Here is a 17,740-nt window from a genome sequence, read left to right as displayed (position 1 = left end):
AAAATGAGAAGAGAGAAACTTTTTATATTTTGTTTCTTGCTTATGCTTATATTTCCAGTTTGTGGCCATTATGCTGACAAATATGTTTCTCTGAATGGAGTAACAGAGACAACAGAATTATCTCATCCCAGTATTTCAAATGTTTTGGATGGGACATTTCAGGAAAATTTTGGCACATATATAGAAAATCACTTTGGAGGACGCAATTTACTAATAAAAATGCGTTCTCAATTATTGTATTCGGGATTTAACAGTTCTCCAAACAAAAATGTGGTAATAGGAAAAAAACAATATTTGTTTGAGCCTGAGTATATATATAAGGAGCTTAATATATATCCTCCTGCAGGAGATGATTATTTTGATGAATTGATTTCAAAACTTGAATCTCTTCAGAGTCTATGTAAGGAGAATGGCAAGGAGTTATACATATTTGTTACTCCCAGTAAGGCCTTTTTCTGTAAGGACATGATACCTGAGAAGTATTATAGCCTTGGGAATGATGGAGAAAATAATTATCAAAGATTTATAAGACATATTAAGGATAGTGATCTGAAGTTTTTTGATTCTCATGATTATATATGCAATCATGAAGACGAAATAGAGGCTCCGATATTCTATTCAACAGGGATACATTGGTCTCACCCATGGGGAAATAAATGTGCTATAGAATTAGCCGATTTAATCACTGCTAGTGGGAAATATAATTTGGGAACGATCGCACAAAAGGTGAAGAAAAAGAAGAATAATGAGCCTACCAATCCGGATTCAGACTTATATGATAGTCTTAATCTTTTTGTTAAGCCCGATAATGATGACTACTATAAGTCGAAAATTAAACTTGAGGGAGAAAGTAGTTGCCCTAATGTATTTTTGCGGGGCGGAAGTTTCATGGGACAGAGTCTTGGCGCACTTGGAAGAGCTGGGGTATGGAATACGACAGCTCATTTTGAAAATAATTACTGTTTTATAAATAATTATTCTGAGACAATAACACTTTCAGGTTTTGATGCATATTCAGAGTTTGATAATATAGGAGAGTATCTTGGTAAATCAGATATTATTATTCTTGAAGTAAATGAGGCAGCAACACCTAACATGAGTTGGGAATTTATAGATTATCTCTTGGAAAATTCGCAGTTACTGCAGTGATGTTATTAATAATTATATATTGAGAGAGGACTTATATGGGTTTTTCATCTATACCTTTTTTGTTTTATTTTTTTCCGTTGGTATTTTTATTATATATATTTGCGGAGAAATCAAATAGTATGAAATTTAAAAATGCTGTTGTGCTCATTGCATCAGTTGTTTTTTACTCTTGGGGAGGAGTAAGATACCTACTATTGCTGTTTTGTTTAATAATAGTAAATTACTTTTGTGGAATTGCCATAGGTGATGTTGTCTATTCACAAGCTACAGGTAAACGAAGAGTTCTGTTGATATTTGCCCTTTTAGTAGATGTTTTAAATCTTGTTATTTTTAAATATTTATCATTTCTTGTATCAAGCGTGGAGGGAATAATAACAAAGATAAGTGGGACAGAGTGCTCGTTAGACATGCCGCAATTGGCATTGCCAATAGGAATATCGTTTTTTACATTTCAGATTATGTCGTATGTTATAGATGTATACAAGGGACAAGTGGAACCACAAAAGAATATATTGAAGTTCGCACTTTACGTTATGATGTTTCCACGTATGATGGCTGGTCCCATTGTTAGATATAACGATGTTAACAGAGAAATAGAAGACCGAGCCACTAGTCTGGAAATGATAGAGTTGGGAATTAAAAGATTTATTATGGGATTTGCCAAAAAAGTATTTTTGGCAAATGCAATGGGAGAAATGGCAGATGCTGTGTTCGCATTGAACGGTGGATTTAACACTGCTTATGCATGGCTGGGTGCTTTGTCGTATACATTGCAGATATATTATGACTTTTCTGGTTATTCAGACATGGCGATTGGTCTGGGGCTTGTATTTGGATTTCATTTTAGCGAGAACTTTAATTATCCTTATATCTCTTCAAGTATTCAAGAGTTTTGGCGTAGATGGCATATATCATTGTCAAGTTGGTTCAGGGATTATGTTTATATACCACTTGGAGGAAACCGTAAAGGGAGGATAAGGACATATGTTAATCTTTGGACTGTATTTTTATTGACAGGAATTTGGCACGGAGCAGCATGGCAATTCATAATATGGGGGCTATATCATGGTCTGTTTATGTTTATTGAAAGGCTGGGACTTGGAAAATTGTTAAAGAGGGTTCCTAAAGTTATTGGCCATGTGTATGCGCTTGTTATTGTAGTGATAGGATGGGTCTTCTTTAGAGCAGATAATATAAGCATAGCGGTTAATTATATACAGAACATGTTTGCTTTTAGATTTGATAATTTTGCAGTTGAATCTGTTGTAATGAAGCTTAATACATGGTATTGTTTTATGCTTATGGTTGCAGTTGTTTTGGCATGTCCTATCTATAGAAAAATTACGAATTACAAAATTCCACAAGTTATATCCTACGCAGGGTATTTAGTGTTGTTTGCTCTAGGTATAATATACTTGTCAGGGCTTTCATATAATCCGTTTATATATGTTAAGTTTTAAGTGTGATCTGAGAAAAATAGCCGGATAGCGCTTGAGTTTTTCAAGCAACTATGGGATGCCGTGCAAGCTTGGAAAGTGCTTAATATAAAATAGAAAAATCTTATCGTGTAAGGACTAACTATTCACTTGTTCAGAACCTTTATGCCAGAATTTGTAACATAAGGGCTGAGCGATAAAAGATATATGGAAAGAAGTTTTGAAATGAAAAATAATAAAACATATAAAGTGATTTTGCACATTTTTTGGTTATTGGTTTTTTTATATATTATTATACAGCATGCATTTGTATGGATGTATTTTGATGATTATGGATATGCTTCGATTACCTATTTGGGTAATCAATTTAATCCTAATGGCGGGACAAACTTTTCGATAGTAGAATTGGTATCTTTTCTTAAATATCATTACTATAATTGGGGTGGAAGAGTTGTTGGTTTCTTCTTTGAAATAATATGCCTAAAGCATTCGATATGGTTTATGAGAATTGTGCAAAGCATAATTGTGTTTGCAATGATTTTATGTGGTACTAAAAGTGTATGCATAAGGTTGAAAAAAAACGAACTCCTTGTAGGAATTGTATTTACTGGAATGTATCTTTTACTGGGGCTAAGTACATTGAATTGGGGAGTGTATTGGTTTACTGCATCTGTTCTATATGTATGGTCAGTAGGTTTTTGGGTAGTAGGTATTTTCTTTCATATTCGCTATGAAAACAATAACACTATAGGAAATTATATTTCGTATTTATTGTTTATTTCATTAGCAGCTATTATTCATGAACAAACATCAGTAGCAGTAATTATGTATGTTGTAGCTGTAGAGATATTAAACATTTTGGAAGGTAAAAAATCTCTTTTATGCTTTTTGAATTTATCTGTGCCTACTGTATGTGGACTAATATGTATTTTAGCTCCTGGAAATTTTGTTCGTTCAGTGGGATACGAAGATTTTAATTCTATGACTGTTTATGAGAAGGCTATGCATAATTTGCCAACAATATTGCATATGAATTTCGATGATTCATATGCAATGACACTGATATATATGATAGTGTTTGTTCTATTTGTGCTAAATGTCAGTAAGTATGTAAACAATAGCAGGAAAACTATTTTTATACTTTTTTATGTAATGATAGATATAGCTTTTTTTCTTACGAGGAATGGATTTTTACTCACTAAGTATCAGCTGATTATTGAGATTGTATGGGCAATTACCTTTTCATGTAATATTTTGGTTTACTATTATATTGAAAAGCATAAGTATTTCTTTGCTATGTATTTAGGTGGACTATTATCGCAGGGAATGCTTCTTGTTGCACCGCAATTAAATTACAGGGTAAGGATAATATTTGCAATAGTTTTAATTGTTATTAGTACAGATATTATTACAACTACTGTAGAGAATAGTTGGGGGATTTATTCAATTATTGCGCCAATAACGATTTTGTTAATAGGAATTATTTTATCATCAAGAGTAACTTATGGATACTATTTAAATAATAGTATAAATATTTACAACGATAATCAGCTTAGAATTGCAAGTAGAGAGATACAAGAGGGAACAAATATAGAAAAAATTGTATTAAAAAAATTATTTGATGATAGATATGCATGTGTGATGCCCTATCAAGAAGGCTTCGAGGGTGGACAGGTTTGGATGAAGTATTATTATGAAATTCCGCAAAATATTGTTATTGAGTGGCAATAATAACTAATTTTTGAATGGAGAGAATGAAAAAATGAAACCAGTATTGTACATAATTATCCCATGCTATAACGAAGAAAAAGTACTTCCAGTTACAGCACCGGTTTTCTTAAAGAAAATGAAGAATTTGATAGACACAAATAGAATAGCAAATAATAGCAGGATAATGTTTGTGAATGATGGATCAAGTGATAGGACATGGGATTATATATTAAAGCTAGCTCATGATGAGGAGCATTTTATCGGTATTTCTCAAAGCAGAAACCGTGGACATCAAAATGCAGTATTAGCGGGCTTGATGGAATCTAAGGATATGTGCGATATTACTGTATCTATAGATTGTGATGGTCAAGATGATATAAATGCAATTGATGAAATGATTTCAGAATATGAGAATGGGGCAGAGATTGTTTACGGAGTAAGAGACAACAGGGATACTGACTCTTTCTTTAAAAGATTTACGGCTCAATCGTTTTACAAATTATTAAATAAAATGGGGGTGGAATCAGTATATAACCATGCTGATTACAGATTGATTTCATCAAAAGTGCTTCAGGAATTCTCAAAATTTAAGGAAGTTAACTTGTTTTTAAGAGGAATGGTACCTCTAGTCGGATTTAAGAGTACAGCTGTATATTACAAAAGAAACGTGAGAGTAGCTGGAGAATCACATTATCCATTGAAAAAGATGATCGCTTTAGCTATAGATGGGATAACTAGTTTATCTATAAAACCGATACGAATGATAACAGGTATGGGTATAATTGTCGCTTGCATAAGCTTTTTGGGTATTTTGTGGGCGGTGATTGAAAGTGTTATTGGGAATACAGTATCCGGATGGTCTAGTACAGTCTGTGTGGTATGTTTTATTGGCGGAATTCAGCTTATTTCACTAGGAGTGATAGGTGAGTATGTTGGGAAAATATATTTAGAGGTTAAGCATAGACCTAGATATATTATTAGTGAACGTACCTATGAAGAAGAATAATATATTTAATAATTTATGTTATCAACAGATAGACTTACGTAAGAAATGCCATATAAAGAAGAAAGGCTTGTTTATAAACAATACGGAAGATAGTTTATAAGGATTTGGTTTTTGATAAGAAATAGTTAAATAAGTATTTGTTCGAAGAAGGGAAAATGTGAATTGAAGGCTCTGTATAAGATTTTAGTTAAAATATATTTGTGCATGGCTATAATTTCAATCATCTATATTTTATATTTAGTTAAAGACAACTTGATAATTCTAGCTAAATCACATTTAGGCCTTCTTGTCATTGATGCGATTGTTATACTAGTATTCGTTAACTTGTTGTTAAAAATGAATAATAAATTGTTGAAGATATGTAGCGTTCTTTTCATGATAGGAGTTTTTGTATTATATTTTATATACAAGTATGGATGTATATCTACATTGGGAGCAGATGCATATGTTGTAAATTATATTGCTTTTTTTCTTTCAAGAAACGAATTGCAAAAATGTGAACCATTTTATATAGAGTATATATGTCACTATACTAATAATTCACCTTTGGTACTTCAATTATCATGGTTATATCGCTTCTTGAAACCAACTGATTTGTTTGATACATATGATATTGCTTGTACAATATCTGTCTTTTTTTCCGCTCTTGCATGTTTATTTACTTATAAACTGATAAAAAAGAAAATTGGAATGAAATATGCATGTATATCATTAGCTCTAATTATTCCGCTAATTGTATTATCTGAAGCTACAATAGTGTTATATACAGATATCGTTGCTTTATGGACAATTCCAGCAACTTTGTATTTTTTGGAGACCTCTGATGATAGAAGTAAATGTAGAATAATACGAATGATGTATGCAATGTTTTCTGCATTAACAATAGCATATGGTGTATGGAACAAACCTCAAGTGGCTGTTATTCTAGTAGCTATGATACTTAGTTGGATGGTACAGTCAACAAGAGCATCTTTTATAAAGAATTATATAAGAAAGATAATGTTTTTTTTGTTTTTCTGCAGCCTTTTTTTGTGTGTGATGAAGAACGCATCAAACTCGATGTTGTATTCTATAGTGACAAAAGAATATGTTGATTCTACCAAGATTCCAATGGAACATTTTATTGCTATGGGACTGAATAGTGAATCTGGTGGAGCATATAATGGAAACGATGTAAGTGAAACTATGAATATTCAGGGGTATGCAGAAAAAAAAGAATTTAATAAAAGAAAAATTGATAATAGAATTAATGAACTTGGAATAGGAATAATAAAACATTTGCATAACAAATATAAATATACAATAAGCTACGGAAATATGACATCTACAGGCTTAATATTTAAGGAGAAGTCGCTCAATAACAACATGGTTCAGCGAGTAGTGAAGAGTTATCTGTTAGATACTGGAGAAAACTATTACGTTTTAATGGTGCTGATTCAACTTACATATATGTTAATGCTTTTGATTTTGCTTGTAGGGGCTTTTGTAAGTATTATCTGTTTTCAAAATAACGATACAATAATAGATATTAGTGGAGTCGCACTCATATCTATTATTGGTTTAATGCTATTCATTGCACTATTTGAATCTAATAAAAGATATTTTTTTATAGGCATGCCACTATATATATATACATCTATGGAATATCTTAAACTTATTATAGAAAAAGGGATTGGCAAGCACTTAGCAGACTCTAGTATGAATAAGGTTTGAGCATATGTTTAATGAAGGACAAGAAAGGATTTGCTTGTTATATATGCTGTGCTGATGATATTGATAGTATTTTGTTGGATGCCTTACCTTCTTACATTTATACCGGGTGGTGTCTGGGCAGACACGGTTGATATAAACAGAGCGGCTATTCTTCGAAGGATTGATAGAGTTATTGCTTTCGATGGAGACTATCGAGGATTGAGGAAGTAGTTGATGGAGAATAAGAAAAAAGTTAATAGTTATATATGCTTAGTCTTTTTGATTTCGCTAGTATATTCACTACTAACAATAGTTTCAACTAAGACTTCTTATGGAGGACCACTATCACATATAGATGACACATATATAGATATATCTATTTCAGTTAAAGATATAATAGCTATTCTTGTGAGCACAATTCTTTTTAGTGCCTTAATGCTTGTAACACGTAATTGCATGGTTAGATTTGCTCATACGACGCATAATAGAAACACATCTTGGGTTACATATGTTGTGCTGATGATTTTAATAGTCCTTTGTTGGATGCCTTACCTTCTTACATTTATACCGGGAGGTATCTGGGCGGATACTGTTGATAGCATTGCTCAGTGTTTGGCAAATACTTATAGAAATCATCATCCTATACTGTATACTATTTCCTGGAAAGCCATAATACATTTTTTTGGTACAAGATTGCATTTGGACTGGATTTGGATCACTGAAGCATACGTTATAATCCAAACACTTATGTTATCATTTGCATGCAGTTATATGCTGATTTGGATGTATGAGAATGGTGTACATATTGTTTTAATCGCTGCTAGCCTTGTTTATATATGCGTGTTTAATAATTTCCCTTTGTATGCGCTTTCATTATGGAAAGATACTCCTTTTGCATGTGTGTTTATTATTTACGTTTGCATAATAGGAGATTTGAGCCTTAGACCGGAATGTATAAATAATAAGAAGTGGATAATAAAATACGTTGTAACATCAGTATTAATGATGTTTACAAGAAATAATGGAATATATATTGTCATTGCAACAAGTCTTATAAGTCTATGGTATTGCCTTCGTAAAAAGTTATTTGTAAAGCGATATCTAACTGTGACATTATTTAGCATAATTCTATATTTCATTATTACCGGTCCTGTTTATGGAGCTATTGGTTTTAAGAATATTGATAATAGAGAAGAGTCCTATGGGATAATGCTGCAACAGATGGGATATATTATCTCAGATGATAGTTCAAATATGTCTCAAGAGGAGAGGGGGATTTTAAATAATATCCTATCTATCGATAAGTGGAAAGAAGTGTATACACCAGCCGATGTGGACAGTGTAAAGTGGTCAGAGGATTTTGATCATGAGTATTTTAATAATAATATTGGAACTATTCGTAAGTGTTATGTTTCTTTGTGCACGAAGAACTTTAAGAAGGCTGTTGAAGCTTATTTGCTTGCGACAATGGGATTTTGGGATATAGAAAAGCAGAATCCTCATGGCTATGTGGTTTTGGATAATTGGGGACTGTCAGAATTAGGAGATGTTAAATATAATGCACTAAAGAGTTTATTGGGAATAGATCTATCTACTAAGCTAAGACCCGTTCATTATGTTAGCAGTGCAATATTTTTGTGGCTATATTTGTTTTTGGGATTAATTATTGTTGGTATAAGGAAGTCTAATGTCATACCACTTGTTCCGGGATATGTACTATGGGCAACGATTATGATTGCCACCCCTGTTGCATTTCATCATAGGTATATTATTGGAGTGGTGTTTACGATACCTGTGGCAGCGGCTATGCTTGATTTATCTAGAAAGGAATCATACGAAGAGAATAAGAATTAAAAAATTAGTAGGTGATTTTTAAGCATTAACGAAAGGAGAAAAGTTATGGCAGAGATGAACACTAAGGCAATGTACAAGTTATCTTACGGACTGTTTGTATGCACAGCAAAGCGCGGTGATAAGCTTAATGGCTGTATTATCAACACTGCGATTCAGGTTGCGTCAGAACCAAACAGGATTTCAGTAGCGATCAACAAGGCTAATTACACTCATGACATGGTAATGGAAACTGGTCATTGCAATGTGTCTGTCATAAGCAATGATGCTTCTTTTGATCTGTTCAAGCACTTTGGATTTCAGTCTGGAAGAGATGTGGATAAGTTTGCGGGATTTGACGCATCTAATGTAGGTGCAGGAAGTGCGCAGAATATTGCAGGGACAGAGATTTCATATAAGTGCACTGAGGATGGTATCCCGTATATTATTTCCGGAACTAATGCTTACTTTTCATTGAAGGTTGAGCAGACGGTAGACCTTGGCTCTCACACTCTTTTCATATGTGAGCCTGTTTCTATGGAGGTGCTATCTGATACATCTTCATGCACATACGAATATTATCAGAACAATATTAAGCCAAGGCCTGAGAAGGTTGGTACAACCCCTAAGGGTGAAACTGTATGGCGCTGCAGGATCTGCGGATATGAATGGGTTGGAGAGGAACTTCCCGATGATTTCATCTGCCCTATCTGCAAGCATCCTAAGGCAGACTTTGAGAAGATAGTTAGGTAAAGCAAGTAGTATCATGATTTTTGGTAAAAGCTAAAATGCGTGGGGAATATAATTTATAAAAGTCGGAGGAACTCATGAATGTATGAGAGTTTAAAGCTTGATAAGAAATATAGGATATTGTTTTTTCTTTCGGCTTTTATGTATGTTTTATATGTTTTGCCCATTATACTGGCAGACAGGTATTATAACGATGACTTAAGCAGAGCTCTCTATGGGCTTACTGGCTGGGCCGGGGATGGAAGACCTGTTACGGAATATGTTTTGCGTTTTCTCTGTGATGGGTATCCGATAATAGATATATCTCCGATGCCGCTTATTCTGGGATGCGTTATTTTAGCTTATTGTGTGACGCTTTACCTTCAGAAAATAAGCATAAACAGAGATGGATTACTGATGCAGTTTTTTTGCGAATTACTTGTAATTGGCAATCCATTTCTCTTATGCAATCTGGCATATAAATTCGATAGTTTTTCTATGTTGCTGCCCTTGGCAACAGCTTTTTTGATGTTTTCAATTGAAGCAAAGAATCGAATATTGGACTTCTTTATGAAGCTTGTATTGCTGCTATGCGTTTTGTGTTTGTATCAACCTGTGGTGGGAGCCTGGGCATCACTTTTTCTGATGGATACATGGCTGGATTATTGTAGTGAAGGCAAGGCTCGAATTATAGAAATAGTAAAGAGTAAACTTCATCACTTGCTTGCTGCCATCTGTTCGTTTTTGATATATATGCTGGTTATAAGTAAATTGTTCGTGGACAAGGATGGTTGGAGAGCTAATGCTTCGTCTATCGGGATATCAGCTATTCAGATAAAGGAGAAAGCGCTGGAGATAGGCAGAATAATAAAGCTGTATTTGGACGGATATAATGGGCTCTTTACAGTTGTTGTATGTGCGCTTTTGCTCATTGCTTTGTCTTGTTTTGCGTGGCAGGGCGCTTTAAGAGTGGCTGAATCAAAAGATGTGGCCGGAATAAGTGATTATGTACTTGGATGCTTAGGGGCACTTGTTGTCTTTTTTGCAATATGCATATTACCTGTTTGTCCGCTTCTATTTTTGCCCAATTATGGTATTTCTGACAGGGTTCTTATTGCAGTAAGTGCGGCGCTGTTCTTTGTTTCTGTATGTGCAAATTATTCTAAGGGGAAGCTGCGCCTTGTAACTTTGGTGCTGCTTGGAATAATCGTGCTTAGAAGCTATACATATTCGTATGCTTATGGCAATGCGATGGAGAGCCAGAAGGACTATGAGACCTATGTTGTTCAGAATTTAGCACGCGATATAGAGAGTCTTGATCCTGATAGAGTAGTCGATTCAATAAGGATTGAGGGAGAGATGCCATATTCTCCACAGGTTGCGAATATGTGTAAAAAATATCCGCAGTTTAATAACATAGTTCCAAGATATATGTATAATGAAAATTGGATAGGGATTACTTATCTGAAGTATTATTTGCCGCAAAATATTACTCCTTTGCAGGATGAGGTATCGGATGAGATGATGGGACCAGGTGCGGCGAGAGTTGAGAATTCGCTATATAGTTTGTCCGTTTCTGGAAATGTGGTGAGGGTTGAATTTAAATAGATTATGGGGGATTATTCCCATTGGAGAAATGACGAGAGAAAACATGAGCTATTCATTAAAACTGTATGATGACACACTGCTAAAATTTAATATAGTGGACAAACTTGATGGATTTAGAGTGGAAGTAACTGAGTTGGACGATAAAAAGAAGCATCTGCTTCCACCTGATTGCAATGGAGATGGAGAGTCTCTGAGAAAATGGCTTAAGCATAGAGTTATTCCGGCAAACAGAGCCTACGTTCAGAATTTCCTTGCAAGGACAGGACTTAACGAGAAAGATACCATGGGCATTATAGATGTGTGCAAGGGGCTTTCTCTTAATGACTGCTACTGGGTTGTTGATTCGAACTTTGAAGGTAAGTTTAGTGACTATAATTTATATGATAATAAATTCAGTAGAGTATTATCTCTCATTGCCTTTACCGGAACAGGAAGCTACACCAGATCGACATTTAGATCATCACCTGAGTTTACAACGAACGGAATGTTGGCTAAATGCTGGAGACGAGAGGATGGGAAAGTATTGCTTTATAAATCCGGTACAGAAGGATTTGCTAATTCAGGACTTGAGCCATATTCTGAGTTCTATGCATATCAAATAGCTTCAGAGATGGGGCTTAGTGCAGTTCCGTATAACCTGTCCAAATGGAAAGGGCGTCTTTGTTCAACGTGTGAGCTTTTTACAGATAAAGATACTGCTTTTGTTTCTGCCGGAAGGTTGGTGCAGGAGAAGGGAATAGATGAACTTATCAGCTTCTACAAGAAGCTGGGAGAGAAGTTTTATGAAGATTTTGTAGATATGGTTGTATTTGACGCGCTTATTTATAATGAGGACAGGCATCTCGGCAATTTTGGGTTCCTGATTGACAGCCATTCGAACAAGATATTGAAATGCGTTCCATTGTTTGATCATGGATTATCATTATTTTGCTACGGTATGAAAGATGATTTGGAGAGCATAGATTCATATGCATCATCAAGAGCCCCGGCATTGTTCAATTCCTTTGATAATAGTGTTAAGGAACTGATTACTGACAGACAACGAAAGCAGCTACGCAGTCTATACAATTTCACTTTCAAAAAGCATTCTAGGTACAACTGGGATAATTATAGATTGAAGGTAATTGAAGATAAGATCAGAAGACGGGCTAGAGAATTGTCGGAGATGGGAAATTAAAAGAAAAGAATGTTTTTGTTATTGAGAAATGATTGGTTGTAGGTTTAAAAACATGATGGATAGAAAAAATAGCATTTTGGTTATAAAAAATTGCAATTATCGTGTTTTGTAGAGGGGGATCAAATGCAATCACAAAAGGGTTCGAAAGAAGAAGCAAAGAAACAGATACTGGACTTAGTAGCTGATTATGCTAAGACTTACCATGATCAGAATAAGGAGTTCCATGAGGGTGACCGCATCTCCTACGCATCGCGCGTGTATGATGAGAAGGAGATGGTTAATCTAGTGGACAGTGCGCTCGAATTCTGGCTTACATCGGGCAGGTACACAGATGAATTCGAGAAAAAGCTATCTGACTATCTTGGAGTAAAATACTGCGCACTTGTTAATTCAGGATCCTCTGCTAATCTTGTGGCATTTATGGCACTTACATCACCTCTTCTTGGTGATAGGAGAATAAGGCGCGGGGATGAGGTCATTACTGTGGCAGCAGGTTTTCCAACGACTGTGACGCCTATCATTCAGTATGGCGCAGTTCCTGTGTTTGTCGATGTCACAATTCCCGGATATAATATAGATGTTAATGAGCTTGATAAGGCTTACTCAGATAAGACTAAGGCGGTTATGATCGCGCATACTCTGGGCAATCCTTTTGATCTAAAGAGTGTTAAGGAGTTCTGCGATAGGCATGGTCTCTGGCTTATTGAGGATAACTGCGATGCCTTAGGAAGCAGGTACAAGCTTGACGGAGTATGGAGATATACCGGCACTATCGGCGACATCGGAACAAGCAGCTTCTATCCTCCTCACCACATGACAATGGGAGAGGGCGGCGCTGTTTACACAGATGATGCGCTTCTTAATAAGATAATAAGGTCCTTCCGCGATTGGGGACGCGACTGCGTATGCCCATCAGGATGTGATAATCTCTGCGGACACCGTTTTGACAAGCAGTATGGTGAGCTGCCTCTTGGCTATGATCACAAATATGTATATTCTCACTTTGGCTACAACCTCAAGGCAACAGACCTTCAGGCATCTATTGGTTGTGCCCAGCTAGATAAATTCCCCTCATTTGTAGAGAGAAGAAAGTACAATTTCAAATTTTTAAAAGATCTCCTCATATGTGGCGGCGCAGAGGAGAAACTGATCCTACCTGTAGCTACCGAGCATTCAGACCCCAGCTGGTTTGGCTTCATAATGACCCCCCGGGACGGGGTTAGTAGACCAAAAATCGTGGACTATGTAGAAAGCCATGGAATCCAGACGCGAATGCTTTTTGCAGGGAATCTTATAAAGCATCCGTGTTTTGACGAAATGAGAGAGGCGGGCGAGGGCTACAGAGTGGTAGGTGATCTTGCGAACACAGAAAGGATCATGGCAAGTAGTTTCTGGGTTGGTGTATACCCCGGAATGACTGATGAGAAGCTTAAATATATGGCGAGGATTATTCTTGAAGCGATAAAGTGATTGCTCATTGCCTTTTGGGGAATAAATAGAAATCCGGTAAATGCAGGGATTTCATGATATAGATAAAAATATTGCAGAGCGTAATATGACTAAGATTTTGCGGTGGTGATATAGATGGATTTTGGTAAGATGCAGGAATTTTATAAAGGGAAACGCGTTTTTGTAACAGGTCACACGGGCTTTAAGGGGAGCTGGCTTAGCGTGATGCTTAAGATGCTTGGGGCAGAGGTATATGGCTATGCACTTGAACCGGGTGCAGGTCCAAATCTGTTTAACATCCTGAACCTTGCAGGCGAGATACATCATACAATTGGCGATATCAGGGATATAGATGCACTTGAGAGAGCATACGTTGAAGCAAATCCCGATGTAGTCTTTCATCTTGCTGCGCAGCCTATCGTGCGTGACTCCTATAAGAATCCAAGGTATACCTACGAGACCAATGTGATGGGAACTGTGAATATCTTAGAGTGCATGAGAAACCACCCCGGAGCTTTGTCATTCCTTAACGTGACGACTGACAAGGTTTATGAAAACAACGATCTGGAAAACCATGCCTTCAAAGAAGATGAGAAGCTCGATGGCTATGACCCTTATTCTAATTCAAAGAGCTGCTCTGAGCTTGTGACGCACGCATATAAAAAGTCATTTTTTAATGCCGGCGCTGCAGCAGGCAAAAGCACGCAGGCAAATGGCGGATGCGCGGATGTGATTCCTGCCATCTCAACAGCCAGAGCGGGTAACGTAATTGGCGGCGGAGACTTTGCAAAAGACCGTATAATCCCTGATTGCGTCCGCGCAAGTATAAAGGGCGAGAGCATACCTCTGCGAAATCCCTATTCCACAAGGCCATATCAGCATGTGCTGGATCCTCTCTTTGCCTATCTTATGATTGCTATGGAGCAGGCGCTTGATAAAAAATATGCCGGATATTACAATATCGGTCCACGCGACGAGGACTGCATAAATACAGGCGATCTCGCTGACTTTTTCGTAAAGTACTGGGGAGATAATGCAAATTGGACAAATATGTCTGAAGCTCATGCGCCGCACGAAGCAAGTTTTCTAAAGCTTGACTGTTCTAAGGCCAGGGAGACTTTTGGCTGGGAACCTGTATGGCATGTAGATGAAGCTATTAGGGAAACTGTAGCTTGGTATGAGGCATGGAATGATGGGGAGGATATGAAGGAATTTACAAGAAAGCAGATTCTTGATTTTGTGAAGTGATGAGTCTACTAATGCTGTAAGTAGGATCATAGAGCATCTAAGCACAAATGATTATTTTGTGTTATAATGGAGAGCTGACATTTATATCAGATATTGAAAAAATAAGAGACAACATTTATTTGACCATAGAAAGGATTTAGATAATGGCAAAGAAAGCGTTAATTACAGGTGTTACAGGACAGGACGGATCATATCTTGCAGAGCTTTTGCTTGAAAAAGGTTATGAGGTTCACGGCGTGATAAGGCGTTCATCTGTTGATTTCAGAGAGAGGATCGCACATCTTGAGGGAAAAGAAGGCTTCCACCTTCATTACGGAGACCTCGGAGATTCAATGAGTATTATGCAGGTTGTAAGTAAAGTAAGACCTGATGAGATCTATAACCTTGCTGCGCAGAGCCATGTTCAGGTTTCTTTTGATTCACCTGAATTTACCGCAGACGTTGATGCTACAGGTGTGCTTCGCGTGCTTGAGGCGGTTCGCCTTTGCGGTCTTGCTGATACTTGCCGTATTTATCAGGCATCAACTTCAGAGCTTTACGGAAAAGTTGAGGAGGTTCCTCAGAACGAGAATACTCCTTTCCATCCTTACAGTCCTTATGCTGTGGCAAAGCAGTATGGTTTCTGGATTGTTAAAGAATACAGAGAAGCTTACAACATGTTCTGCTGCTCCGGTATCTTGTTTAACCATGAGTCAGAGAGAAGAGGCGAGACTTTTGTTACAAGAAAGATAACTCTTGCCGCAGCTCGTATTGCTCAGGGAAAACAGGACAAGCTCTATCTTGGAAACCTCGATTCTCTTCGCGACTGGGGTTATGCCAAGGACTATGTTGAGTGCATGTGGCTGATCCTTCAGAACGACAAGCCTGAGGATTTCGTTATCGCAACAGGTGTTCAGCATTCAGTACGAGAGTTTGCAACACTTGCTTTCCACCACGCAGGAATTGAGCTTGAGTGGAAGGGCGAAGGAATTGATGAGAAGGGTATCGATAAGGCAACAGGAAAAGTTCTTGTTGAAGTAAGCCCTGATTTTTACAGACCTACAGACGTAGTAAATCTCTGGGGAGATCCCACCAAGGCAAAGAAAGAGCTTGGCTGGAATCCCACAAAGACAAGCTTTGAAGAACTTGTTGAGATCATGGTAAAGCACGATATGGAGAAGGTTGCTGTTGAGCGCGCCGGAGAGCATATCAAGACTAATCTTGCTGAGTACCTTGAAAAGGGTGTTGTAAAATAAAACAATTTTCTGGAGTAAGTAATGAACATTATTCTATTATCCGGTGGTTCCGGACAGCGTCTTTGGCCTTTATCAAATGATGTAAGATCAAAACAGTTTATCAAGATTTTCAAAGGCGAAGATGGCGAGTATGAGTCCATGGTTCAGCGCGTGTACAGGCAGATCCGCGAGATCGACACAGATGCGAATGTGACTATCGCAACCAGCAAGACTCAGGTTTCAGCGATAAACAATCAGCTTGGCTCTGAGGTTGGAATATCCATAGAGCCTTGCAGAAGAGATACATTCCCTGCAATTGCCCTTGCGAGCGCATATCTTCATGACAAGCAGGGAGTAGGTCTTGATGAGGCAGTTGTTGTCTGCCCTGTAGACCCTTACGTTGACAAGGAATATTTCGAGGCTCTTAAAAAGCTTTCTGACCTTGCACAGGCTGGCGAAGCAAACCTTACACTTATGGGCATCGATCCAACATATCCTTCTGAAAAGTACGGCTACATTATTCCGGAAAACAAGGACGATGTATCGAAAGTAACCGCTTTTAAGGAAAAGCCTGACGTAGAGACCGCAAAGGACTACATCTCAAAGGGCGCTTTGTGGAATGGCGGAATTTTCGCGTACAAGCTGTCATATCTTTTGGATAAGGCACATGAACTCATCGATTTTTCAGACTATGACGATCTGTTTGCAAAGTATGAGACTCTTACCAAGATTTCTTTTGACTACGCGGTTGTTGAGAAGGAATCAGACATTAGCGTTATGAGATTTAACGGTCTCTGGAAAGATCTTGGAACCTGGAACACTTTGACAGAGGCGATGGATGAGAACGTGATAGGTCCCGCAGAGCTCAACGAAAACTGCGAGAATCTGCATGTAATAAATGACATGAATGTTCCTGTTATTGCGATGGGAATAAAGAATGCGATAATTGCTGTTTCACCCGAGGGAATCCTTGTATCGGACAAGGAGCAGAGCTCATATATCAAGCCTTTTGTTGAAAAGATTGAGCAGCCTGTAATGTTCGCAGAAAAGTCATGGGGAAGTTACCGCGTTATAGATATCGAGAAGGATTCAATGACGATCAAGGTTACGCTTAATCCCGGTCATTCCATGAACTATCACAGTCATGACCGTCGCGACGAAGTGTGGAGCATCGTCCGCGGAACAGGCAGATCGGTTGTAGACGGTGTAGAGCGCAGCGTCCATGTTGGCGACGTCATCTCCATGAGAGCAGGAGAAAAGCACACTATCATAAACAATAGTGACGAAGAGCTTCAGCTTATCGAAGTTCAGCTTGGCTCTGAGATTTCGGTTGATGATAAGCATAAGTTCGAGCTGTGATTGCAGCTTTTTGCCTGTGCGGAGCTTGAGAAGCATTTGTACATTTTTGAGCTTGTGCGGAGTTTGAGAAGTATTGGTGCATTTTTGCCCTGTTATTGATTTTATATTTCGTTAATATAATCCGCGAGTTTTC

The 17,740-nt window shown here is 37.3% G+C and carries 13 protein-coding genes; all 13 read left to right on the top strand.

Translation table 11 applies throughout. The features are described from left to right. The first annotated feature begins 3 nt into the window (after positions 1-3). The 13 genes from T543_RS02105 to T543_RS02045 all read left to right on the top strand — a co-directional run bounded on the left by T543_RS02105 (position 4) and on the right by T543_RS02045 (position 17,607). A complete protein-coding gene (locus T543_RS02105; RefSeq protein WP_035765216.1) occupies positions 4-1,149 on the top strand; it encodes an alginate O-acetyltransferase AlgX-related protein in 1,146 nt (381 codons plus the stop codon). A gap of 119 nt (positions 1,150-1,268) precedes the next feature. Further along, positions 1,269-2,609 carry an MBOAT family O-acyltransferase gene (locus T543_RS02100; RefSeq protein WP_242839442.1) on the top strand — a complete coding sequence of 447 codons (1,341 nt, stop codon included), beginning with the start codon at positions 1,269-1,271 and terminating at the stop codon, positions 2,607-2,609. A gap of 201 nt (positions 2,610-2,810) precedes the next feature. Continuing rightward, the gene (locus T543_RS02095) at positions 2,811-4,316 is read left to right on the top strand and encodes a DUF6056 family protein (RefSeq protein WP_035765211.1); all 1,506 of its coding nucleotides are present in this window, start codon (positions 2,811-2,813) and stop codon (positions 4,314-4,316) included. A 31-nt stretch (positions 4,317-4,347) separates the two neighbouring features. Next, entirely contained in the window at positions 4,348-5,301 is a 954-nt protein-coding gene (locus T543_RS02090) for a glycosyltransferase family 2 protein (RefSeq protein WP_035765208.1), read from the top strand. A 429-nt stretch (positions 5,302-5,730) separates the two neighbouring features. Then, positions 5,731-7,014 carry a glycosyltransferase family protein gene (locus T543_RS02085; protein ID WP_155843115.1) on the top strand — a complete coding sequence of 428 codons (1,284 nt, stop codon included), beginning with the start codon at positions 5,731-5,733 and terminating at the stop codon, positions 7,012-7,014. Positions 7,015-7,227: 213 nt separating this feature from the next. Next, positions 7,228-8,847 carry a DUF6020 family protein gene (locus T543_RS02080; RefSeq protein ID WP_035765203.1) on the top strand — a complete coding sequence of 540 codons (1,620 nt, stop codon included), beginning with the start codon at positions 7,228-7,230 and terminating at the stop codon, positions 8,845-8,847. A gap of 54 nt (positions 8,848-8,901) precedes the next feature. Further along, positions 8,902-9,576 carry a flavin reductase gene (locus T543_RS02075; RefSeq protein ID WP_035765867.1) on the top strand — a complete coding sequence of 225 codons (675 nt, stop codon included), beginning with the start codon at positions 8,902-8,904 and terminating at the stop codon, positions 9,574-9,576. A 78-nt stretch (positions 9,577-9,654) separates the two neighbouring features. Next, positions 9,655-11,160 (top strand): glucosyltransferase domain-containing protein, encoded by a 1,506-nt coding sequence (locus tag T543_RS02070; protein WP_035765201.1) that lies wholly within the window; start codon positions 9,655-9,657, stop codon positions 11,158-11,160. 28 nt (positions 11,161-11,188) lie between these two features. Further along, complete coding sequence (locus tag T543_RS02065) at positions 11,189-12,337, top strand: HipA domain-containing protein (protein ID WP_035765199.1); 1,149 nt, start codon at positions 11,189-11,191, stop codon at positions 12,335-12,337. A gap of 123 nt (positions 12,338-12,460) precedes the next feature. Next, on the top strand, positions 12,461-13,807 hold the full coding sequence (gene rfbH / locus T543_RS02060) for a lipopolysaccharide biosynthesis protein RfbH (RefSeq protein WP_035765197.1): 1,347 nt from the start codon (positions 12,461-12,463) through the stop codon (positions 13,805-13,807). 114 nt (positions 13,808-13,921) lie between these two features. Then, positions 13,922-15,034 (top strand): CDP-glucose 4,6-dehydratase, encoded by a 1,113-nt coding sequence (rfbG, locus tag T543_RS02055; RefSeq protein WP_081829890.1) that lies wholly within the window; start codon positions 13,922-13,924, stop codon positions 15,032-15,034. Positions 15,035-15,177: 143 nt separating this feature from the next. Further along, positions 15,178-16,269 carry a GDP-mannose 4,6-dehydratase gene (gene gmd / locus T543_RS02050; protein WP_051638466.1) on the top strand — a complete coding sequence of 364 codons (1,092 nt, stop codon included), beginning with the start codon at positions 15,178-15,180 and terminating at the stop codon, positions 16,267-16,269. Between the two features lie 21 nt (positions 16,270-16,290). After that, complete coding sequence (locus T543_RS02045; protein WP_035765196.1) at positions 16,291-17,607, top strand: sugar phosphate nucleotidyltransferase; 1,317 nt, start codon at positions 16,291-16,293, stop codon at positions 17,605-17,607. The last annotated feature ends 133 nt before the right edge of the window (positions 17,608-17,740 follow it).

This window comes from Butyrivibrio sp. NC2002 (assembly GCF_000702265.1).
In the GTDB taxonomy this organism is placed as follows: domain Bacteria; phylum Bacillota; class Clostridia; order Lachnospirales; family Lachnospiraceae; genus Butyrivibrio.
The sequence above is the reverse complement of the archived record's forward strand: the minus strand, read 5'-3'. Positions and strand labels throughout refer to the sequence as shown.